Genomic DNA, 19,891 nt, shown 5'->3' with positions numbered 1-19,891 from the left:
TGTGTGGCGCGGAGGGGCGGGCCGGAGCCCGCCCCCGAGCGGTCACTTCTTCACTTCCGGCGTGTGCGTCTTCAACGCCTCGGCCAGGCCCGGCACGCCGTCGGCGCCGGCCGGCACGCCGATGCTGGAGCCCCTGAAGTCGGCGCCGATCGGCTCGGCGCGGCCGCCGAGGCATTGCGCGAGGAAGCCTTCGGCGACCGCATTGAAGGCCTTGCTGTTCTCCGGCCGGGCGAAGCCGTGGCCTTCGTCGGGGAACAGCACATAGGTCACCGGGATGTTCTTCGCCTGCATCGCCTTGACGATCTGGTCGCTCTCGGCCTGCTTCACCCGCGGGTCGTTGGCGCCCTGGCCGATCAGCAGCGGCTTCACGATCTTGTCGGCGCGGGTCAGCGGCGAACGTTCGGTCAGCCACCTGCGGCCTTCCTCGGTGCGCGGGTCGCCCATGCGCTTGGCCAGTTGTTCGAAGAAACTGGCCCAGTACGGCGGTACGGTCGCAAGCAGCGTGTTGAGGTTGGACGGGCCGACGATGTCGACGCCACAGGCGAACGCGTCCGGGGTGAACGTCAGTCCGGCCAGCGTGGCGTAGCCGCCATAGCTGCCGCCCATGATCGCCACCTTGTCGGCGCGGGTCACGCCCTGCTTGACCGCCCACTGCACCGCGTCGATCAGGTCGTCGTGCATCTTGCCGGCCCACTCGCCATCGCCGGCATTGGTGAACTCCTTGCCGAAGCCGGTGGAACTGCGGAAGTTGGTCTGCAGCACCGCGTAGCCGCGGTTGGCCAGCCATTGCGCATAACCGCTGTAGCCATAGGCGTCGCGTCCCCACGGGCCGCCATGCACGAACAGCACCATCGGCACGGACTTGTCCGGCGTGCCGTCGGCATTCGGGTCGGCATGCTTCGGCAGGGTGAGGTAGCTGACCAGGGTCAGGCCGTCGCGCGACTTGATTTCCCGTGGCCACATCGGCGCCAGCGGCTTGCCGTCCAGCGCCGGGCGCGCGGAAAACAGCTTGGTCAGCTTGCCGCCGTCGCCGCGGTCGTAGCGGTAGTAGGCCACCGGGGTCTCGGCGGCGGAGTAGGCGACGATCCAGGTGTTGTCGTCGAGCGTGCGCGAAACCACCCCGAAGTCGCCCGGGCCGATGTCGCCGAGCGTCTTCAGGTCCGCGGCGATGGCGTCGTCCAGCGGCTTCCATTCCTCGCGCAGGTAATCGACCGCGACGGCCTGCTCCTTGCCGGTCCGCGGATCGGCCAGGGTGCCCCCGATGTCCGTGCGCGCGTCTTCGTGCAGCAGCGTCCTTTCGCCGCTGGCCGTGTCCACGGCGTACAGCGCCGAGGTGTTGCGGTTGCGCGAATCGACGAAGTACAGGGTCGAGCCGTCGGTGGTCAGGCCGGCGGGCCCGGTGCTCAGCGCGTCCTCGAACGGGATGTCGTCGAACTTCTCCCAGCCGCCCTTGCCGTCGGGTTTCAGCACGTCGGTGCCGCCGTCGGGCCGCGAGCGGGTGGCGTAGCGGATCCGGTAATCGGCGTCGGCGATGTAGTCGCCGATCTGCGCGTCGTTCTTCTGCAGCAGCGTGCGCTTGCCGCTGGCCAGGTCGACCCGGTACAGGTCGTGCCACTGCGGGTCGCGGTTGTTCATCCCGATCAGCACGCTGTCGGGCTGCAGGTGGCTGACCGCGGCAACCTGGGCGCGGGTCTTCGGGAACGGCGAAAGATCCCGGCTCGCGCCCGACTGCAGGTCGACCGCGTAGGCGTGGAAATCCTCGTCGCCGCCGGTGTCGCGCAGGTACAACAGCGTGTCCGGGCGGTACGACCAGAAATAGTTGCGGATGCCGCGCGCCTTGTCGGCGGTGACCGCCTTCGCCTGCGCGGGGTCGCCGGCCGGCGCGACCCAGACGTTCAGCACGCCGTCCACCGGCGCGATCCAGCTCAGGTGCTTGCCGTCGGGGCTGAGCTGCACGTTGGCGCGCTCGGGATTGCCGAACAGCGCCTCGCGCGGGATCAGTTCGACCTCGTCGATGGAAGCGGGCGCGGCCGCCTGCGCGGCGGCGGGCGCGTCGCCCCGGTCGCAGGCGACCAGCGCGAGCATTGCGGCGAAGAACAGGGTATGGCGCATTGGAGGCCTCCAGGCGATTCGGTCGGAAACGGCATGGATGGACAACGGGGGAAAGGCCGGCGCGCGGCCGGCCGAGTTTGCGCTTCCCCGCGGCGGATGCCAAACCGGGCGCCGCCGCGCGCCGGCGCGGGTCACGCGGCGCGGTGCAGGCGCTCGCCGCGGTCGAGGCGGCGGTAGCCCAGCGCCTCGGTCAGGTGCGGGGTGTCGATGTCTTCCGAACCGGCCAGGTCGGCGATGGTGCGGGCGACGCGCAGGATGCGATGCATCGAGCGCGCAGAAAGCTGCAGGCGTTCGATCGCGCGCTCCAGCAACGCCTGGTCCGTTTCGCGCAGGCGGCACCAGCGCATCGTCTCCGACTGGCCGAGTTGCGCGTTGGCCTTGCCGGCGCGCGCCTGCTGCACGGTGCGGGCGCGTTCGACGCGGGCGCGGATGTCGGCGCTGGCCTCGCCTTGCGGCGCATCGGGTCGCAATTCCTGCGGCGGCAGGCGCGGCACTTCGACGTGCAGGTCGATGCGGTCGAGCAGCGGCCCGGAGATGCGCGAACGGTAGCGGCGGATCGCCTCCGGGTTGCAGCGGCAGCGTCCGCACGGATCGCCCGCCCAGCCGCACGGGCACGGGTTCATCGCCGCGACCAGCTGGAAGCGCGCCGGGAATTCGGAACTGCGCGCGGCGCGCGACACGGTGACGGTGCCGGATTCGAGCGGCTCGCGCAGCACTTCGAGCGCCTTGCGGTCCCATTCCGGCAGTTCGTCCAGGAACAGCACGCCGTTGTGCGCCAGCGAGATCTCGCCGGGCCGCGGGTCGGCGCCGCCGCCGACCAGGGCGACCGCGCTGGCAGTGTGGTGCGGCGAACGGTACGGGCGTTGCCGCCAGCGCGACGGGTCGAGTCCGCGCCCGCTGACCGAAGTGATCGCCGCGGTTTCCAGCGCCTCGGCTTCGCTGGCTTCGGGCAGCAGGCCGGGCAGGCGCGAGGCGAGCAGGGTCTTGCCGCAGCCGGGCGTGCCGACCAGCAGCAGGTGGTGGTTGCCGGCCGCGGCGACTTCCAGCGCGCGGCGCGCGTGCGCCTGGCCGCGCACGTCGGCCATGTCCGGGACCAGGGTGATCTGCGGCGGCGGCGCTTCGGCCGGCGGCAGCTGCTTGCTGCCGTTCAGCATCGCGCAGACCTCGAGCAGGGTGCGCGCGGTGTAGGCCTCGACGTCGCGCGCCAGTGCGGCCTCGGCGCCGTTGCCGGGCGGCACGATCAGCTTGCGCCCGGCCCGCGCCGCCGCAAGCGCGGCCGGCAGCACGCCGTCGACCGCGCGCAGCTCGCCGGTCAGGCCGAGTTCGCCGAGGAATTCGTATTCGCCCAGCGCGTTGCGGTCGACCTGTCCGCTGGCGGCGAGGATGCCGAGCGCGATCGGCAGGTCGAAGCGCCCGCCATCCTTCGGCAGGTCCGCCGGCGCCAGGTTGACGGTGATGCGACGCGCCGGGAATTCGAACTGCGCGCACAGGATCGCGGCGAAGATGCGGTCGCGCGATTCGCGCACCGCGGCTTCCGGCAGGCCGACCAGGTTGGTCCGCGGCAGGCCGCCGGACAGGTGGACCTCGACCCGGACCGGCGGCGCGGACACGCCGGCGCGTGCACGGCTGTGCACCAGCGCAAGGCTCATGGCGGCGGCGCTCAGTTGGTGGTCGAAGGGGGCGCGTCGCGCCGGCCTTCCAGCCCGGCGACCGCGCGTTCCAGCGCTTCCAGCTTCTCGCGGGTGCGCAGCAGCACCGCGCGCTGCACGTCGAACTCCTCGCGCGTGACCAGGTCCAGGCGCGACAGGCCCGATTGCAGCGCGCCCTTGAATGCCTGCTGCAGTTCCGCCCTCGATTCGCGCAGGCCCGGCGGCACCAGGTCGCTGAGGCGGCGCGCGAGTTCGTCGATGTGGCTCAGGTCGATCTTCGGGTCGATCATGATGCGGCTCTTGTCGGTGCACCTTGCGGCGGTGCGTGCAGCTTGCGCGCGCCGCGCGGGCGGCGGCATCGGCGTTCGCTGCACCGCGCCGTCGGAAAATTCCGAAACGCGGGCCGCCATTGAACCCGACGCCGCGGCAGCGCGCAACCGCGCTATGCTGCACGCCATGCAGACCGGGAGAATGTCGCGATGAAGATGATCATGGCGGTGATCAAGCCGTTCAAGCTGGACGACGTGCGCGAGGCGCTGGCCGAGGCGGGCGTGGCCGGCATCACCGTCACCGAGGTCAAGGGCTTCGGCCGGCAGAAGGGCCATACCGAGTTGTACCGCGGCGCCGAGTACGTCGTCGATTTCCTGCCCAAGGCCAAGGTCGAGGTCGCGGTAACCGAGGACCAGCTCGAGCGCGTGCTCGACGCCATCATCCGGGCCGCCGGCACCGGCAAGATCGGCGACGGCAAGGTCTTCGTCTACGACCTGGAGCGGGTGGTGCGCATCCGCACCGGCGAGCTCGACGCCGACGCGCTGTAGCCGCATCCGGGGCTCTTTTGCAGAAGGGGGAAGCGGAATTGCAACCCGCTTCAGCCTTCGACAGGGCGGGGGCCGCTAAGCTGTGCGCCGTCCCGACCGTCTTTCGTCCCCGCATGCGTTTCCGCCCCTTCCTTGCCGGCCTGTCGCTGGCCGCCCTGCTCGCTGGCTGCGCCGGCAACGAGCCCGTACCGCCGCCCCCGCCGCCGGTCGCGCCGCAACTGCCGCCGCTGAAGATCGGCCTCGCGCTGGGTGGCGGCGCGGCCAAGGGTTTCGCCCACATCGGCGCGATCAAGATGCTGGAAGCCAACGGCTACAAGGCCGACGTGGTCGCCGGCACCAGCGCCGGCAGCGTGGTCGGCGCGCTGTACGCCAGCGGCATGGACCCGTTCCTGATGCAGCAGAAGGCCATCGCCCTCGACGAGGCCAGCATCCGCGACGTCAGGCTGTTCGGCGGCGGGCTGGTCGAGGGCCGGGCGCTCGAGGATTACGTCAATATCCAGGTCGGGCGCCGGCCGATCGAAAAGCTGGCGCTGCCGTTCGCCGCGGTGGCCACGCGCCTGGATACCGGCGACCGCACCGTGGTCGTGCGCGGCAACCCCGGCCAGGCGGTGCGCGCCTCGAGCAGCGTGCCCGGCGTGTTCGAGCCGGTGAAGATCGGCGGCCACAGCTACGTCGACGGCGGCGTGGTCAGCCCGGTGCCGGTCGACGCGGCGCGCCAGCTCGGCGCCGACCTGGTGATCGCGATCGACATCTCCAGCAAGGCCGGGGGCGATGCGCCGACCGGGATGCTGGGCATCGTCAACCAGTCGATCACGATCATGGGCCAGACCCTGGGCAGGCAGGAACTGGCGCGCGCCGACGTGGTGATCCGCCCGCAGGTCAACGACATCGGGCCGGCCAGTTTCGAGCAGCGCAACAACGCGATCCTCGAAGGCGAGCGCGCGGCGCTGGCGGCGATGCCGCAGATCCGCGCGAAGATCGCCGAGGCCGAGAAGGCGCGCCTGGCCGCGGCGCTGCAGAAAATGCAGCAGGCGCAGCCGAAGCCGCAGGACATCGACTGCGGCGACAGCTGGGTGCGCAGGCTCAACCCGTTCTCGAAGGAAAAGCCCTGTTCGTGACCTTTTCCCTTCTCCCGCCGGGAGAAGGGGATCGGCCGTCGGCTCCTAGGCCGGCGCGGCAACCACCTTCGCGCCGACGCGCCGGCGTTCGCCATCCATGTCGTGCAGCGGGCGCACTTCGATGCTGCCGTAGCGGATCCACGGGAACTCGTGGGCGATGCGCACCGCTTCGTCGATGTCCGCCGCTTCGATCAGGTTGAAGCCGGCCAGCACTTCCTTGGTTTCGGCGAACGGGCCGTCGAGCACCGTGCTGCGGCCGTCGCGCACGCGCACGGTACGCGCGCTGGCGGGCGGTTCCAGCTGCTGGCAGGCCAGCAGCGTGCCGCGGCTTTTCAGCTCATCGGCGTGTTCCAGGCAGCCGCGCATCAGCCGGTCGTATTCGGCGGCGGGCAGCGTCGCCAGCAGTTCGGGATCGGGATAGACCAACAGCAGGAATTGCATGGGCGGCTCCGGCGGGGGCGGTCGGGGGCGTCATCGTCGCACAAGCGCAATCCTTGCAAAACAACCATTTGCGGATGGGTGGAGGATTTTCCGCCCCGCCTGTCGATTTCACGCCCGCCCGCCCGTCGTTACGGTGGAATGCGGGCGATCCGGCCCGCCGGGAGCACGGCGATGAAAGTGATGGTGATGGTGCGCGCCACGCGCGATTCCGAGAACGAAGTGATGCCCAGCCAGCAGCTGCTGGCCGACATGGGGCGGTTCAACGAGGAACTGGTCAATGCCGGAGTCATGCTGGCCGGCGAAGGCCTCAAGCCCAGCGCCCACGGCGCGCGCGTGCGCTTCGAAGGCGCGAAACGCGACGTCGTCGACGGCCCGTTCGCCGAGACCAAGCAACTGATCGCCGGCTTCTGGCTGTGGCAGGTGCGCTCGCTCGACGAAGCGATCGAATGGGCCAGGCGCTGTCCCAATCCATTCGAAAGTGGCGTATCCGAACTGGAAATCCGCCCGGTGTTCGAGGCCGGCGACTTCGGCGAAGCCTTCACCCCCGAGTTGCGCGAGCAGGAAGAGCGACTGCGCGAACGCCTCGGCACGCAATGAACCCACCACCCGGAGATGCCAAGATGAAGCTGATGCCCTACCTGATGTTCGCCAACAGCCAGTGCCGCGAAGCCTTCGATTTCTACGCCAAGGTGCTGAACGGCAAGATCCTGGCCACGTCCACCTACGGCGACATGCCGGTGATGGAAGGCCAGCCGCCGATGCCGGAAGCGATGAAGTCGCAGATCGCCAACATCCACCTGCTGGCCGATGGCGCCGAGATGATGGGTGCCGACAACGCCATGATCATGGAAGGCCAGGCGCCTGAAGGCGACAACACCACGGTCAACATCGAGGTGGACAGCATCGGTGAAGCCGAGCGCATCTTTGCCGAATTGTCCGCGGGTGGAAAGGTCGTCTGCCCGATAACGGAAACCTTCTGGGCGCACCGCTGGGGCATGTTCACCGACCGCTTCGGCAAGCCGTGGATGGTCAACTGCATGAAGCCGATGCCGGGGGCGAACTGACATGGGCGAGCGGATCTTCATCAACCTGCCGGTGCGCGACCTGGAGAAGGCCAAGGCCTTCTATACCGCGCTCGGCTATGCCCTCAACCCGAAGTTCACCGACGGCAACGCCGCCTGCGTCGTCGTCAGCGAGCACATCTGCCTGATGTTGCTGGTTCACGACTTCTTCAAGGGCTTCACCGACAAGGCGATCTGCGACACCGCCACCCACATCGAGGCGCTGTTCGCCTTGTCGACGGGCAGCCGCGAACAGGCCGACGCGCTGATGGAAAAGGCCTTGGCCGCCGGTGCGCGCGAAACCCGCGATGCAGACGACTACGGCTTCATGTACCAGCGCGCCTTCGCCGACCCCGACGGCCACACTTTCGAAATCTTCTACATGAACGAGGCCGAATTCCCCGGCGCTGGACAGGAGAACTGACATGCCAGGCACCGTCAAACTGTACCGCGTGCTGAAGGCGCCGCCCGAGCGCGTCTACCGCGCCTTCCTCGACCCCGACGCGATGGCCAGGTGGCTGCCGCCGTACGGTTTCACCGGCAAGGTCCATGCCATCGACGCCCGCGTCGGCGGCAAGTACCGCATGTCGTTCACCAACTTCGGCACCGGCAAGACCGAGTACTTCGGCGGCGAATACCTGGAGCTGGTGCCGAACCAGCGCATCGTCCATACCGACGCGTTCGAGGACGCGAACCTGCCCGGCGTGCTGCGGGTGACCATCGCGCTGAAGCCGGTGTCGGTCGGCACTGAGGTCGACATCGTCCAGGAAGGCATCCCCGACGTGATCCCGGTCGAGGCCTGCTACCTCGGCTGGCAGGAATCGCTGGCGCAGCTGGCGAAGCTGGTCGAAGCGGAAATACCGGATGCGTGACATGCAGAAGACATACCGAGCGAGCTGCCATTGCGGGACGGTCGTCGTCGAAGCCGGCCTCGACCTGGCGGAAGGCAGCTTCCGCTGCAACTGCTCGATCTGCCGGCGCCACCGCTCGTGGCTGGCCGTGGTGCCGCCGGACCGCTTCCGCCTGCGCGCCGGCGAAGGCGCGCTGACCGAATACGTGTTCGGCGCGCACAACATCCACCACTGCTTCTGCCGCCATTGCGGGGTCAAGGTGTTCGGCCGTGTCGACGCGTCCCCGCGGGGCGGGCTCTACGCCGTCAACCTCGGCTGCCTGGAAGACGTCGGCGAGGAGGAGCTGTCGGCGGTGGCGTTCGCCTGCATCGACGGCCTGAACGACCGGTTCGATGCGCAGCCGGAGTTTTACCGCCACATGTAGTGGCCACAACCTGGAATGGGAGGAAGACCGATGAGCTACGTGGATGGATTCGTGATCCCGGTGCCGAAGGCGCGCCTGGACGAGTACAGGAAACTGGCGCGGCTGGGCCGCAAGGTGTGGATGGAGCACGGCGCGCTGGCCTACCACGAGACGGTGGCCGACGACGCGCCGGTGGGCAAGCTGACTTCGTTCCCGCGCTCGGTCAAGCTGAAGGACGACGAAGTGGTGGTGTTCTCGTACATCGTCTACCGGTCGCGCGCGCACCGCGACAAGGTCAACAAGCTGGCGATGAACGACAAGCGCTTCGCGAAGATGGACTGGAAGAAGATGCCGTTCGACGGCAAGCGGATGATCTTCGGCGGCTTCAAGACCATCGTCTCGGCGTGAGGGCGCGCCTTGCAATCGCCGCGGGGCGGTGGTGTCATCCGCCGCCATGACCGCGCCGAAACTGCAATCGACGCTCGACACGCTGTGGCGGATGGAATCGCCGAAGCTGATCGCGCGGCTGGCCCGGATGACCGGCGACGTCGGCGTCGCCGAGGAACTGGTGCAGGACAGCTTCGCCACGGCGCTGGAGCGCTGGCCGCGCGACGGCATGCCCGACAACCCGGCGGCATGGCTGATGTCCGCGGCGAAGAACCGCGGCATCGACCACCTGCGCCAGCGCCAGCTGCATGCGCGCAAGCACGGGGAGCTGGCGCTGGAACTGGAAAGGGAATCGATGAGCGACGATCCCGCTAGCGACGCGAGACTGGAAGACGACATCGGCGACGACCTGCTGCGCCTGATCTTCGTCTCCTGCCACCCGGCGCTGCCGGCCGAAGCGCGCGTCGCCCTGACCCTGCGCCTGCTGTGCGGCCTGAGCACCGACGAGATCGCGCGCGCCTTCCTGCAGCAGGAGGCGACCGTCGCCCAGCGCATCGTGCGCGCGAAGAAGACCCTGGCGACGAAGCAGGTGCCGTTCGAGGTGCCGCGCCGCGGCGAGCTGCACGAGCGCCTGGATTCGGTGCTGGAAGTGGTCTACCTGGTGTTCAACGAAGGCTATTCGGCCACCGCCGGCGAGGACTGGATGCGCCCGGCGCTGTGCGAGGAGGCGCTGCGCCTGGGCCGCGTGCTCGCCGGGCTGATGCCGGACGAGCCCGAAGTCCACGGCCTGCTGGCGCTGATGGAATTGCAGGCCTCGCGCACGCGCGCCCGCACGGGTCGCGACGGCGCGCCGGTGTTGTTGATGGAACAGGACCGTTCGCGCTGGGACCGGCTGCAGGTCCAGCGCGGCTTCAATGCCCTGCAGCGTGCGGCGCAACTCGGCGGCGCCGATGGCTTCTATGCGCTGCAGGCCGCGATCGCCGCCTGCCACGCGCGCGCGCTGCGCGCCGAGGATACCGACTGGCGGCGCATCGTCGCGCTGTACGCGCGGCTGGCCACGGTCGCGCCGTCGCCGGTGGTCGAACTCAACCGCGCGGTCGCGGTCAGTCGCGCTTCCGGCCCGGCGGCGGCGTTGCCGCTGGTCGATGCGCTCGGCAGCGAACCGCAGTTGCGCGGCTACCCGCAACTGCCGGCGTTGCGCGGCGACCTGCTCGAACAACTCGGCCGCCGCGACGAGGCCCGCGCCGAATTCGAGCGCGCCGCCGCGCTGACCCGCAACGCGCGCGAACGCGAGCGGATGCAGGCGCGGGCGCAGGCGTGCGCGGACTGATATCGACGCCGCGGATGCGGGCGAGACGATTCAACCGCCGCTGCCGGCTGCCGCGGCGAGTTCCGCACCCTCATCCTTGCCGGAGGTTTCGATCAACCGCAGCGGCTGGCCGCCGAAGCGGTATTCGAGCGCCTGCTGCAACTCGTCGAGCCGGCGCACCTGCGCGCACAGCGCGTCGGCTTTCGCCTCGATCGCTTCCGATCGCGCGTCGAGTTTCGCGTCCAGCTCGTCGCCGACGCGGTCGGCGCGCGCTTCCATCGCGTCGGCGCGGCCGGTGGCGATCTGCCACAGCAGATGGCGGGCGATGCTGCCCTTGAAGTCCTCGGCTTCCCGTTCGACGTACTTCTCGAAATTGCCGCCGAATGCATCCTGGTCCCAGCGGCCCTTGCCGAGCGTGGTGTCGACATAGGCCAGCGCCTCCTTGCGCTTGCGCTCGATCTTGCGCGCGTTGAGCCAGCTGCCGGTGAGCACGTCGACCACCCCGCCGAGCGCATCGTAGGTGATGTCCACCACGTCGCGGGCCAGGCCCGCCACCTGCGGCATCAGCGCGCGGGCCTCCGTTTCCATCAGGCGCAGGCGCTGCGCATCGGCCGCGCTGACCTGCTGCACGCGATGGTCGACGCTGAGTTCGCCGCCGTGGAAGAAGATTTCCTTCGGCGCGCCCTCGTCGCGGTACAGCCAGATGCCGCCGGTGTCGGCCAGCACGTTGTAGGGCGTGGACAGGCCGCACTGGTGCGAGGAGACCTCGGGGCGATGCTCCTTCGCGGCGGGCGCGTCCGCCGCGTCGCCGGCGCGTGCCGTGGCGCACAGGCAGAACAGGACTGCGAACGGGGCGAGCTTGCGCATGGGGGTTGCGTTGTCGGGGGAGGCCGGCAGGTTCGCCGGGGTCGGCGCCGCGGTCGCGTGCGGGAAGTCACTGTGCGGGAAGTCATCCCGCGGGCGGCCCGGGCCGGAGAGCGGGGCCATGCCCGCGACAGTTGCGCACGCATCTCCCTCCCGCGCAAAGGAGAGGGGGGCGGACGGGTCAGGCGATGTCCTTGAACCAGGCTTCGACCACGCCCTTGTGCTTGAAGGTGATCGGCTTGCCGCGCCGGTCCAGCGCCTTGCCGGCCTGCACGCGGATCCAGCCTTCGCTGATGCAGTATTCCTCGACGTTGTCGCGCTCCATGCCGTTGAAGCGCACGCCGACGCCGCGGGCCAGCGCGGCGGCGTCGTGGTAGCGGCTGTCTTCGTCGACGGCCAGGCGGTCGGGAGGGGTGTCGGTCATGGTCGCAGATCCTCGGAAGATGCCCTGATTTCGATATGCAGCCGTTCGTGCCGAGCGCGGCGAAGCGCGGCTTCGCGGAGTCGAAACGCAGCCAGGCTGCTGGCGGTCCCCCGGCTCCGACCCTGCGGGCCCGGGCTCAGGACGAACGGTTGCCGGAAACGATTGTAACGGGCGGATTCAAGGCAGCGCGACCGTTTCGCTCAGCGGCGACACGCCGTTCTCGTCGAAGGCCTCGACCGCGACGTGGTAGCCGACGCCGACGTTCAGCGCGCGCAACTCCAGTTCGGTGCCGCGGTCGGCGAAGACCTGGTAGGCCAGGGTCAGACGGTCCGGGCGGATCCCCCAGCGCACGTTGTAGCCGACCGCGCCGGGCACGGCCTGCCAGCGCACGGTGGCGTTGCGCGCGTCGGCGCCGCGCTTGGCTTCGACGCCGGTTGGCGCGCGCGGCGGCCCGCCGTCGGCATTGCCGAACACGCGCAGGTCGCTGATCGCCAAATGCTTCGCGCCGACGTGGCCGTGCACGTAGCGCACGTGGCGCGCGCGCACCGGCGCGGGCAGTTCGATGTAGGCGTTCGGGCGGTCGCGGCGCGGCCCCTCGGTCGCGGCCAGCGGCCGCCACCGCTTCCCGTCCAGCGAATATTCCAGCTTGAACTCGGTGTAGATTCCCGGCTCGCCGCCGTAGAGGTCCGACTTGTAGTCGGCGAAGTCGACCTGCACCGCGCGCAGCGTGCGCGTGCCGCCAAGGTCGATGCCGAGCGTTTCCCCCGCGGCGTTCCGCTTCGCCACCCAGAACGTGCGCGGGTCTTCGTCGGTGGCGTTGCCGGCGGCGAATTCGCCCAGCGTCGACGACGCGCGCGCCGGCTTGCGGTACGACAGCAGCATCCAGCCGGTGAACAGCGACTCGGGGTCGTCGACCTTGCCGTCGGGCACGTAGTGCGGGAAATCGCCGAAGCGCGTCGACACCGCCATCTGCCCGTCGTCGTAGAACTTCGCCGGGAACATCGCGATGCGGCGCTCGAAGGTCCAGTTGTAGCCGATCCACGGCGAGCCGCTGTTCCACCAGTTGCCGTGCGCGTCCTGGAAGCTGGAACCGTGGCCGGCGCCGTGGACGAAGCCGCCGGGTTTGTAGGCGACCGGGTTGTACGGCGCGTACTCGAACGGTCCCAGCGGCTTGTCGCCGACGTAGACGCCGTTCGCGTAGACGTTGTACTCGGTGCCGGGCGCGGCGTACTGCAGGTAATAGCGGCCGCCGACCTTGCTCATCCACGCGCCTTCGACGTAGTTGCCGTAGGGCTTGCCGTCCGGATAGGTCGCGCCGTGGTGGTCGGGGCCGAAGCGCTCCCAGCCGTGGCGTCCGGGGTCGAGTTGCAGCATCGGCTTCGGCTTGCCGCGGAAGGCGAAGCCGCGCGGCGCCTTGTCCATCGCGATGCCGTAGATGGGATAGGTGGCAGACGAGCCCCAGTACAGGTACCACTGGCCGTCGTCGTCGATGAAAAGGTCCGGGTCCCACGGACCGGGCGGGATCTTGCCCGGCGGCAGCGGCATGATGTCCTGCCCTTCGCCTACCGCGTCGGGAATCAGCGGCAGCAGTCGGGTCAGGAAGTCGAACTTGCCGCTGGCCGGATCGGTGGATTGCAGCAGCGGCCGCGGTGCCATCGCCGACTGCATCAGCACCAGGCGGTCGCCATCCGACACCGCCGCCGGCGCGACGTTGCCTTCGAACGGCCAACGATTGGGCACGATGAATCGCCAGTCGACGAGGTTGGTGGAACGCCAGTAGCCGTCGGCGAGGGTCAGGAACAGGTAATACGCGTCGCCATGGCGGACGAATACCGGGTCGGCGGCGGTGCGGAAGGAGATGCCGTCGTTGAGGTGCTGGAAGTCGTAGCGGTAGTCGATGTCCAGCGGATTGGCGTAGGTGCGCGCGCCGGGGCGCGGGTCGGACGCATGCGCCGTCGCGGCGCAGAGCAGCAGGCAGGACAGGGGCAGGAAGCGCGGGATCGTCGTCGGCATCGGCGTTGTTGCACGCGTGGGGTGCCGTCGATGTTAGGCATGTAAACGTTACATGCGAGCCGCGGCGCAGCATCCCATCGTCGGAGCGGCGCAAGCCGCGGCTGCAATCGTCTGGCGCGCCGCGGAAGACTCCGCAATGCCGGAAGGTTCCCCGTCGCGGCTTGCGCCGCTCCTACAGGGCTTCGCCGCGGCCCTGTGCCTTCGCCCGGCGGATCACCGCGCGCACCAGTTCGCGGTCGCGGTGGCGGGAAATGGCAATGGCGCCCAGCGCCACCGCTTCGTCGCGCAGCGGCGCCGGCAGGTCGTAGTGCGCGCCGCTGGTCTTGTCCTGGAACGCGCGGCGCGGGATGCCCAGCGCCGCGGCGAAGGCGTGCAGTTCGTCCAGCGTGTCGGCCATCAGGTGCGCCCAGCGCTGGCCGCGCCAGAGGGTGACTGCGTCGTCGACGTAGACGGCCATGGATACAAGCAGACAAATCCGTTGATCGGAGCAGTATAAGGTCAGGGTGAAATCTCGATGGGCGTGGGTACGTTCACCAGGTCCCAGACTATCTGCATGTCCTTGTTGGAAAGTGCGATGCAACCATCGGTCCAGTCGAAACGCTGACTGGCCGCGGATAACCAGCCCAGGCCATTCCTTTGCCCATGGATCATGATGGCGCCGCCAGGCCGAACTCCGCGCCGCTTGGCCGATTCCTCGTCGGCGTCGTTCGGATAGGAAATATGTATGGCGCGGAAGAAAGCGCTGTCCGGTTTCTTGAAATCGAGGAGGTAATGGCCTTCCGGAGTGCGTCGATCGCCTTCCTGTTGCTTATGTCCAACCGGGTTGCCGCCCAGTGCGACATGAAATATGGCGATGGTCTCGCCGTTGCTGATCAGTGAAAGCGTGTGGTCGGATTTGTCGACCTTGACGAGGTCGATGGGTGCCGCCGTCGCAATCCTTGGTGAGGGCCTGAGGACTAGGGTGAGTGCGGCTGCGAGCAGGGCGAGGGATGACAGAAGCAGCCACCTGTTCGTCGGTTTCGTCGGCATGAGTCGATGCAGGCCTCAGGAGGCTGGCTGCGACTCGACACCACCACGTCGCATCGGATCCGGCAGCGCCTCGCCCTTCCCGGTGAAGGCCAGCGACACCGAATTCAGGCAATGCCGCATCCCGGTCGGCGGCGGGCCGTCGGGGAAGACGTGGCCGAGGTGGCTGCCGCAGCGTGCGCAGACTTCCTCGGTGCGGATCATGCCGTGGCTGGTGTCGCGCAGGTAGCGGATGTGGTCGTCGGCGTACGGCTGGAAGAAGCTCGGCCAGCCGGTGCCGGAATCGAACTTGGCGCTGCTGCGGAACAACGGCAACCCGCATAGCCGGCAGCAATAGACGCCTTCCAGCTTGTTGTCGAGGAATGCCCCGCAGAACGGCGCCTCGGTGCCGTGGTGCAACAGCACCCGGCGTTCCTCGTCGTTCAGTCCGGCGATCAGCCGCGCGCGCTGCGCGTCGTCCGGCGGGGTCAGGTCGAAGGCGTCGCCCATGCGCTCAGCGGCTGCTCAACTCGCGCTTCGGGCCCAGCTCGCGCCGCGTCCAGTCGTCGATCATGCGCTTCTCGTAGCGCAGCGGATCGGTCTGGTTGATCGGCGAACTGCCCATCATGAAGCCGAAGTCGCGCAGCTTGCTGTCGCCCTGCGCCAGCACCTGGCCGTCGCTGCCGTACAGCGTGTAGCTCAGTTCCATCCGCGGCGGATAGCGGTCGCGGATGATGCGCACGTGGTCGTAGCTGATGCCGTGCCACGGCTCGTATTCGCCGGCGCGGGTGATGTCGGTGATGTTCACCTGCAGCGTCTCGCCGGGCCGCAGCTGTTTGGTCGCGCTCTTGCGCACGTGTTCGGCCAGTTGGCGCACCCAGTCGCCTTGCGCGGCTTCCCAGCGGTTGTGGGTGTAGCGGAGGTCGCTGAACTGCGCCGGGTCGCTCCATGAAACGGCAACCGGGCCTTCGTCCGGCAGGCTGCGCGGCTTGTCCGGGTCGGTCACGGTATCGGCCGCCTGTGCGGCCAGCGGCAGCATGGCGAGCAGGAACAGGGAATGCAGGGACGGCAATTTCATGGTCGGCTCCCGAAGCGGGTCTGGACTGATTCTGCTCCCGCCGCGGGCGTCCGGCAAAGGCTGGCAACCGCGCGTTTCCACGTGGTTCATCCGGCTGCCGGGGTGGCTGAGGCCATGCCATGCCCGGCCGGTTCGCGGCGCTCGCCGCCGTTGCGCTTGCCACACGTGGCTCCCGATCGCGCGGCTGCGTGTCGCGCGGATGACGATGGTGCGACGGTGCTTTCCGCACGGCGTCTTGGACCGGCGCGGGCGGGCGGCGATGATGGGCATCCCCGTTCGCGCCAGGGTTGCCGCATGTCCCAGCCGGTCAAGATCGATTTCGTTTCCGACGTGGTCTGCCCATGGTGCGCGATCGGCCTGCAGGCGCTGCTGCGGGCGATCGACCGGGTCGGCGACGGCCTGCAGGTCGAGCTGCGTTTCCAGCCGTTCGAACTGAATACGGACATGCCGGCCGCGGGCGAGGGCATCGCCGAACACCTCGGCCGCAAGTACGACATGGACGCCGGGCAGCTGCGGCGGAACGGCGAGGCGATCCGCCAGCGCGCCGCGGCGCTGGGCTTCGCCATGGACCTGGAGAAGCGCGACCGCATCTACAACACCTTCGACGCGCACCGCCTGCTGCACTGGGCCGGCACGCTGGGCGCGGACGCGCAGCGCGCGCTGAAGCTGGCCCTGCTGCGCGCCTACCACGGCGCGGGCCGCGACGTGTCCGACGCCCAGGTGCTCGCCGCCGTCGCCGGCGAGGCCGGGCTCGATGCGCAGCGCGCGGCACGGGTGCTGGCTGCCGGCGTGTACGCCGATACGGTGCGCGCGCAGGAACGTTTCTATCGCGAACAGGGCATCGGCGCGGTGCCCTCGGTGATCTTCAACGAACGCCACCTGGTGCAGGGCGGGCAGCCGCCGGAACTGTTCGAACGGGCGCTGCGCCAGCTGTCGGGCATTGCCGCCGCGTAGCGGCCCGCGTGCGTCAGCCGTGGCGGCTGACTTCCACCGTCTCGTGCCCGGCCATGTCCATCACCACCGCGGTGGGGATGCCGTGGAATTCGTGCAGGCGCGAGGCCATGATCCCGGTGGTTTCCATCGCCTCGTCGCGGCGCGCGAACCAGTGGCGGCCTTCCTCGCCTTCGTACAGCTGCCAGCCGCGCGACTCCGCGCAGATGGTGAACAGGTAACGTGACATCGTCCGCTCCCCCGAGCATCGGGAAGCGACAGGCTGGCGCAAACGCGGCGGGGCCGCATTCGGGCGAAGCCGCGGCGCGGCGTAGGAAAATTCCGACGCCGCGCCGCGTGCGGGGTTGCCGGGTCAGCCCAGCTTGCGCGCGGCGGCGTACGAGGCCAGGTTGCCCAGGCCCACGGCGCCGACCAGCACCGCGATCACGCCGGGGGTCACTTCGCGCCAGCCGGCGGCTTCGACGATGCCGAAGCCGATCGCCAGCGCGACCAGGGTGATGCCCCAGCGCAGCGACGACAGCCGGCGGTGCATTTCGTCGCCGCGCAGGATGCTGGCGACCAGCTCCGGCGAGCCGTTGCTGGCGACCAGCTGCTTGCGCACGCGGGCGTCGACCACCGCCTTGATCGAATAGGCGATGCAGATGAACAGGGTGATCGGGATGAGAATGCCGAATTCCATGGTGGCTCCTTTGTTCTGGTCCGGGCGGCCGGTATGGCCGTTCGGGCCAAGGGATACCGCGGTCGTGCCGGCGGTTGCAGCGGGGCTGCGGGAAAAACCGCTTGCAACCGCCCGCCCGCCGGGCGTATCCCATGCCGCATGGACGCCGACCGCGAACTCGTCGAAGCCGTGCTCGCCAACCGCGCGGGCGCGTTCGAGCGGCTGGTGCGCGAATACCAGGGCCTGTGCTGGCACGTGATCCAGCGCATGGTGCGGCACCCGGAGGACACTCGCGAGCTGTGCCAGGAGGCGTTCCTGCGCGTGCACCGCTACCTGCACCAGTACCGCTTCGACAGCCCGCTGAAGTCGTGGATCGGGCAGGTCGCCTATTCGGTGGCGAAACGGCACCTCGAACGCAAGCGCATCCCGCTGGCGGACCTTGCTTCCGGAAGCGGGGCGGACGATGCCGACGGCGCGTCGCTGCTGGACAACCTCGGCGACGGCTTCGACCTCGAGGCCGCGCACGCCGGGGCCGACGAGGAGCGCGAACTGCATGCCGCGATCGAGCGCCTGCCGCCGCTGCAGCGCACGCTGCTGACCCTGTACCATCTGGAAGAGCTGCCGATCGGCGAGATCGCGTCGATCACCGGCCTGGCCGAAGGCACCATCAAGAGCCACCTGTTCCGCAGTCGCAAGCAACTGCGCGAGATCCTCGCCCCGCGCATCGGAGTCGCCGCATGAACAACGACAGGCACGAACCGCATTCCGGCGGAATCCCTTTCGACGAAGCGCAATGGCAGGCGCAGGAACGCGCGCGTCTGGCCGCGCGCGATGGTGGCACCGATGCCGACGCCGCGGAACTGCGCATTGCCCACGCCCTGCGCCACGCGCCGCCGGTCGGCCTGTCCGCGGATTTCGCCGCGCAGGTGGCGGCGCTTGCGCAGGCGCAGACGGCCTCGGCCTCGCGCCTTGAACGGAACCTGCTGCACGCACTGACCATCGCGTTCGGCCTGTCTGCGGCGGCGACGGTGGCCTATTACGGGCGCGACTGGGCGGCGGCGTTCGCGGCGACCCTGCCGGGCGGCGCCGATGCGCTGACATGGGCGGCGATGGCGGCGCTGTGCCTCGCCGCCAACTGGGGCTGGGGCTTGCTGCGCCACCCGGGCACGCAGCGGCACCACGCGTAGGCCCGTCGCGCGGGTGGGCAATAAAAAACGCCGTCCGTCGCCGGACGGCGTCCCGAAGCGGGACGAACCGAAGCTCATCCCTTGATGCATACCACCTGGCGCAAGGTGTGCACCACTTCCACCAGGTCGCTTTGCGCGGCCATCACCGCGTCGATCGGCTTGTAGGCCGCCGGCGATTCGTCGATCACGCCCGCGTCCTTGCGGCATTCGACGTGCCTGGTCGCTTCGCGGTGCTGGGCCAGCGTGATCTGCTGGCGCGCCGCGGTGCGGCTCATCACGCGGCCGGCGCCGTGGCTGCAGCTGTGGAAGCTGTCCGCGTTGCCCTTGCCGCGCACGATGAAGCTCTTCGCGCCCATGCTGCCCGGGATGATCCCCAGCTCGCCCTCGCGCGCGCTCACCGCGCCCTTGCGGGTGACCAGCAGTTCCTCGCCGCCGTGCGTCTCCTTCTGCACGTAGTTGTGGTGGCAGTTCACCGCCACCCCGGCCACGTCGAACTTCGGCAAGCGGTGGCGCATCTCGCGCAGCACCTGCGCCATCATCGCCTCGCGGTTCGTGCGGGCGTAGTCCTGCGCCCACGACACCGCTTCCACGTAGTCGTCGAACAGCTGCTCGCCTTCCAGGAAGAACGCCAGGTCCTTGTCCGGCACGTCGATGCCGAGCACGCGCCTGGCCAGCTCCTCGCGCGCACGCGCGATGAAGTAGCTGCCGATCACGTTGCCGGTGCCGCGCGAACCGCTGTGCAGCATCACCCAGACGGCGTCGGTTTCGTCGAGGCAGATCTCGATGAAGTGGTTGCCGCCGCCCAGCGTGCCGATCTGGCGGTCGATCTTGTCGGTGCGGATCTTCGGGTGCACGGCCTTGATCTTCTCCAGCCGCGCGAACAGCCCCGACTCGGCGACGCGGGTTTCGATCGCTTCCGGCACCTTGCGGTGGTCGCCGCCCGGGCCGTTGCCGGCCGGGATGCCGCGCTCGATGCCCGAACGCAGCTTGGCCAAGTCGTCCGGCAGGTCGTTCGCGCGCAGCGTGGTGCGCACCGCGGCCATGCCGCAGCCGATGTCCACGCCGACCGCGGCCGGGATGATCGCGCCGCGGGTCGGGATCACCGAACCGACGGTCGCGCCGATGCCCAGGTGCACGTCGGGCATCACCGCCACCCACGGCCCGACGAACGGGATCGCAGCGATGTTGCGCAACTGCCGTTGCGCCTTCTCCTCCACCGGCACGCCGCGCACCCAGCCTTTGATCGGGACGGTGCTGCCCTCGGCGTGCAGCAGCTCGTATTGCGTTTGCATGTTGGATCGCTCCGTTGATATCCCTTGCGACGAATCCGTTCGTCGCGAGGGGTTCTACCCCGAAATCACGGACGGTTGTAAAAGGGCTGAGAACTTCTGGTCTTGCCTGGCGACCCTTCGTCGCATCCTCGGGTTGTGGAACCGCTCGATGTATTCGAACACATCAGCCCTCGCGGCATCGAGCGTTGGGTAGGTCATGCGGTAGACCCGCTCGCGCTTGAGCAGGCCGAAGAAGCCTTCGCACGCGGCGTTGTCACCGCAGTGGCCCAC

The 19,891-nt window shown here is 69.3% G+C and carries 27 protein-coding genes; 12 read left to right on the top strand and 15 right to left on the bottom strand.

Translation table 11 applies throughout. The annotated features are described in order from the left end of the window. Positions 1 to 42: 42 nt before the first annotated feature. From CSC71_RS11720 to ubiK, 3 genes are all read right to left on the bottom strand, one after another. Positions 43 to 2,112 carry a S9 family peptidase gene (locus CSC71_RS11720; RefSeq protein ID WP_162374563.1) on the bottom strand — a complete coding sequence of 690 codons (2,070 nt, stop codon included), beginning with the start codon at positions 2,110 to 2,112 and terminating at the stop codon, positions 43 to 45. Positions 2,113 to 2,243: 131 nt separating this feature from the next. Further along, positions 2,244 to 3,761 carry a YifB family Mg chelatase-like AAA ATPase gene (locus CSC71_RS11715; protein ID WP_162374562.1) on the bottom strand — a complete coding sequence of 506 codons (1,518 nt, stop codon included), beginning with the start codon at positions 3,759 to 3,761 and terminating at the stop codon, positions 2,244 to 2,246. A gap of 11 nt (positions 3,762 to 3,772) precedes the next feature. After that, the gene (gene ubiK, locus CSC71_RS11710; protein ID WP_162374561.1) at positions 3,773 to 4,051 is read right to left on the bottom strand and encodes a ubiquinone biosynthesis accessory factor UbiK; all 279 of its coding nucleotides are present in this window, start codon (positions 4,049 to 4,051) and stop codon (positions 3,773 to 3,775) included. Between the two features lie 189 nt (positions 4,052 to 4,240). Between ubiK and CSC71_RS11705 the strand changes: the two genes are divergently transcribed. Beyond that, positions 4,241 to 4,579: a P-II family nitrogen regulator gene (locus CSC71_RS11705; protein ID WP_162374560.1), complete on the top strand. Its 339-nt coding sequence runs from the start codon at positions 4,241 to 4,243 to the stop codon at positions 4,577 to 4,579. Positions 4,580 to 4,692: 113 nt separating this feature from the next. Further along, on the top strand, positions 4,693 to 5,697 hold the full coding sequence (locus tag CSC71_RS11700; RefSeq protein WP_162374559.1) for a patatin-like phospholipase family protein: 1,005 nt from the start codon (positions 4,693 to 4,695) through the stop codon (positions 5,695 to 5,697). A gap of 45 nt (positions 5,698 to 5,742) precedes the next feature. Here CSC71_RS11700 and CSC71_RS11695 read toward each other — a convergent pair whose 3' ends face one another. Beyond that, positions 5,743 to 6,138, bottom strand: coding sequence for a YciI family protein (locus CSC71_RS11695; protein ID WP_162374558.1), 396 nt, complete (start codon positions 6,136 to 6,138; stop codon positions 5,743 to 5,745). Between the two features lie 171 nt (positions 6,139 to 6,309). Here CSC71_RS11695 and CSC71_RS11690 point away from each other — a divergent pair, with 171 nt between their 5' ends. From CSC71_RS11690 to CSC71_RS11660, 7 genes are read left to right on the top strand one after another with little or no spacing between them, the layout of a single operon-like run. Continuing rightward, entirely contained in the window at positions 6,310 to 6,735 is a 426-nt protein-coding gene (locus CSC71_RS11690; protein ID WP_162374557.1) for a YciI family protein, read from the top strand. A gap of 23 nt (positions 6,736 to 6,758) precedes the next feature. Further along, on the top strand, positions 6,759 to 7,202 hold the full coding sequence (locus CSC71_RS11685; RefSeq protein WP_162374556.1) for a VOC family protein: 444 nt from the start codon (positions 6,759 to 6,761) through the stop codon (positions 7,200 to 7,202). Between the two features lies 1 nt (position 7,203). Next, the gene (locus CSC71_RS11680; RefSeq protein WP_162374555.1) at positions 7,204 to 7,623 is read left to right on the top strand and encodes a VOC family protein; all 420 of its coding nucleotides are present in this window, start codon (positions 7,204 to 7,206) and stop codon (positions 7,621 to 7,623) included. Position 7,624: 1 nt separating this feature from the next. Continuing rightward, on the top strand, positions 7,625 to 8,071 hold the full coding sequence (locus tag CSC71_RS11675; RefSeq protein ID WP_162374554.1) for an SRPBCC family protein: 447 nt from the start codon (positions 7,625 to 7,627) through the stop codon (positions 8,069 to 8,071). Between the two features lies 1 nt (position 8,072). Further along, positions 8,073 to 8,474 carry a GFA family protein gene (locus tag CSC71_RS11670; protein WP_162374553.1) on the top strand — a complete coding sequence of 134 codons (402 nt, stop codon included), beginning with the start codon at positions 8,073 to 8,075 and terminating at the stop codon, positions 8,472 to 8,474. A gap of 30 nt (positions 8,475 to 8,504) precedes the next feature. After that, complete coding sequence (locus CSC71_RS11665) at positions 8,505 to 8,861, top strand: DUF1428 domain-containing protein (protein ID WP_162374552.1); 357 nt, start codon at positions 8,505 to 8,507, stop codon at positions 8,859 to 8,861. Between the two features lie 46 nt (positions 8,862 to 8,907). Further along, positions 8,908 to 10,170, top strand: coding sequence for an RNA polymerase sigma factor (locus CSC71_RS11660; RefSeq protein ID WP_162374551.1), 1,263 nt, complete (start codon positions 8,908 to 8,910; stop codon positions 10,168 to 10,170). A 30-nt stretch (positions 10,171 to 10,200) separates the two neighbouring features. Here CSC71_RS11660 and CSC71_RS11655 read toward each other — a convergent pair whose 3' ends face one another. From CSC71_RS11655 to CSC71_RS11625, 7 genes are all read right to left on the bottom strand, one after another. After that, the gene (locus tag CSC71_RS11655) at positions 10,201 to 11,016 is read right to left on the bottom strand and encodes a DUF2884 family protein (RefSeq protein WP_162374550.1); all 816 of its coding nucleotides are present in this window, start codon (positions 11,014 to 11,016) and stop codon (positions 10,201 to 10,203) included. 178 nt (positions 11,017 to 11,194) lie between these two features. Beyond that, on the bottom strand, positions 11,195 to 11,437 hold the full coding sequence (locus CSC71_RS11650) for a DUF3297 family protein (protein WP_162374549.1): 243 nt from the start codon (positions 11,435 to 11,437) through the stop codon (positions 11,195 to 11,197). A 177-nt stretch (positions 11,438 to 11,614) separates the two neighbouring features. Next, the gene (locus CSC71_RS11645; RefSeq protein WP_162374548.1) at positions 11,615 to 13,450 is read right to left on the bottom strand and encodes a family 43 glycosylhydrolase; all 1,836 of its coding nucleotides are present in this window, start codon (positions 13,448 to 13,450) and stop codon (positions 11,615 to 11,617) included. 172 nt (positions 13,451 to 13,622) lie between these two features. Then, positions 13,623 to 13,907, bottom strand: coding sequence for a DUF4031 domain-containing protein (locus tag CSC71_RS11640; protein ID WP_162374547.1), 285 nt, complete (start codon positions 13,905 to 13,907; stop codon positions 13,623 to 13,625). 41 nt (positions 13,908 to 13,948) lie between these two features. Then, entirely contained in the window at positions 13,949 to 14,479 is a 531-nt protein-coding gene (locus tag CSC71_RS11635) for a L,D-transpeptidase family protein (protein ID WP_162374546.1), read from the bottom strand. Positions 14,480 to 14,494: 15 nt separating this feature from the next. Further along, positions 14,495 to 14,965: a peptide-methionine (R)-S-oxide reductase MsrB gene (gene msrB / locus CSC71_RS11630; RefSeq protein WP_162374545.1), complete on the bottom strand. Its 471-nt coding sequence runs from the start codon at positions 14,963 to 14,965 to the stop codon at positions 14,495 to 14,497. 4 nt (positions 14,966 to 14,969) lie between these two features. Next, the gene (locus CSC71_RS11625) at positions 14,970 to 15,533 is read right to left on the bottom strand and encodes a DUF3016 domain-containing protein (protein ID WP_162374544.1); all 564 of its coding nucleotides are present in this window, start codon (positions 15,531 to 15,533) and stop codon (positions 14,970 to 14,972) included. 294 nt (positions 15,534 to 15,827) lie between these two features. On the opposite strand from CSC71_RS11625, the gene CSC71_RS11620 reads away from it, so the two are divergent. Beyond that, positions 15,828 to 16,487, top strand: coding sequence for a DsbA family oxidoreductase (locus CSC71_RS11620; RefSeq protein WP_162374543.1), 660 nt, complete (start codon positions 15,828 to 15,830; stop codon positions 16,485 to 16,487). Between the two features lie 13 nt (positions 16,488 to 16,500). Here CSC71_RS11620 and CSC71_RS11615 read toward each other — a convergent pair whose 3' ends face one another. Both CSC71_RS11615 and CSC71_RS11610 read right to left on the bottom strand, forming a co-directional pair. After that, the gene (locus CSC71_RS11615; protein ID WP_162374542.1) at positions 16,501 to 16,713 is read right to left on the bottom strand and encodes a hypothetical protein; all 213 of its coding nucleotides are present in this window, start codon (positions 16,711 to 16,713) and stop codon (positions 16,501 to 16,503) included. Positions 16,714 to 16,836: 123 nt separating this feature from the next. Beyond that, positions 16,837 to 17,163 carry a hypothetical protein gene (locus CSC71_RS11610; RefSeq protein ID WP_162374541.1) on the bottom strand — a complete coding sequence of 109 codons (327 nt, stop codon included), beginning with the start codon at positions 17,161 to 17,163 and terminating at the stop codon, positions 16,837 to 16,839. A 138-nt stretch (positions 17,164 to 17,301) separates the two neighbouring features. Here CSC71_RS11610 and CSC71_RS11605 point away from each other — a divergent pair, with 138 nt between their 5' ends. Next, positions 17,302 to 17,883: an RNA polymerase sigma factor gene (locus CSC71_RS11605; protein ID WP_162374540.1), complete on the top strand. Its 582-nt coding sequence runs from the start codon at positions 17,302 to 17,304 to the stop codon at positions 17,881 to 17,883. After that, on the top strand, positions 17,880 to 18,329 hold the full coding sequence (locus CSC71_RS11600) for a hypothetical protein (protein ID WP_162374539.1): 450 nt from the start codon (positions 17,880 to 17,882) through the stop codon (positions 18,327 to 18,329). The genes CSC71_RS11605 and CSC71_RS11600 overlap by 4 nt, the downstream gene beginning before the upstream one ends. 74 nt (positions 18,330 to 18,403) lie before the next feature. Here the strand turns inward: CSC71_RS11600 and CSC71_RS11595 are convergent, their stop codons facing one another. Together CSC71_RS11595 and CSC71_RS11590 are read right to left on the bottom strand one after the other, a co-directional pair. Then, positions 18,404 to 19,621, bottom strand: a complete 1,218-nt coding sequence (locus tag CSC71_RS11595) for an RtcB family protein (protein WP_162374538.1) — start codon at positions 19,619 to 19,621, stop codon at positions 18,404 to 18,406. A 54-nt stretch (positions 19,622 to 19,675) separates the two neighbouring features. Beyond that, on the bottom strand, positions 19,676 to 19,891 hold a 216-nt coding region (locus CSC71_RS11590), incomplete at its 5' end, for an IS3 family transposase (protein WP_162373230.1).

Origin of the sequence: Pseudoxanthomonas sangjuensis (assembly GCF_010211755.1) — a bacterium.
Taxonomy (GTDB): domain Bacteria; phylum Pseudomonadota; class Gammaproteobacteria; order Xanthomonadales; family Xanthomonadaceae; genus Pseudoxanthomonas_A; species Pseudoxanthomonas_A sangjuensis.
The sequence above is the reverse complement of the archived record's forward strand: the minus strand, read 5'-3'. Positions and strand labels throughout refer to the sequence as shown.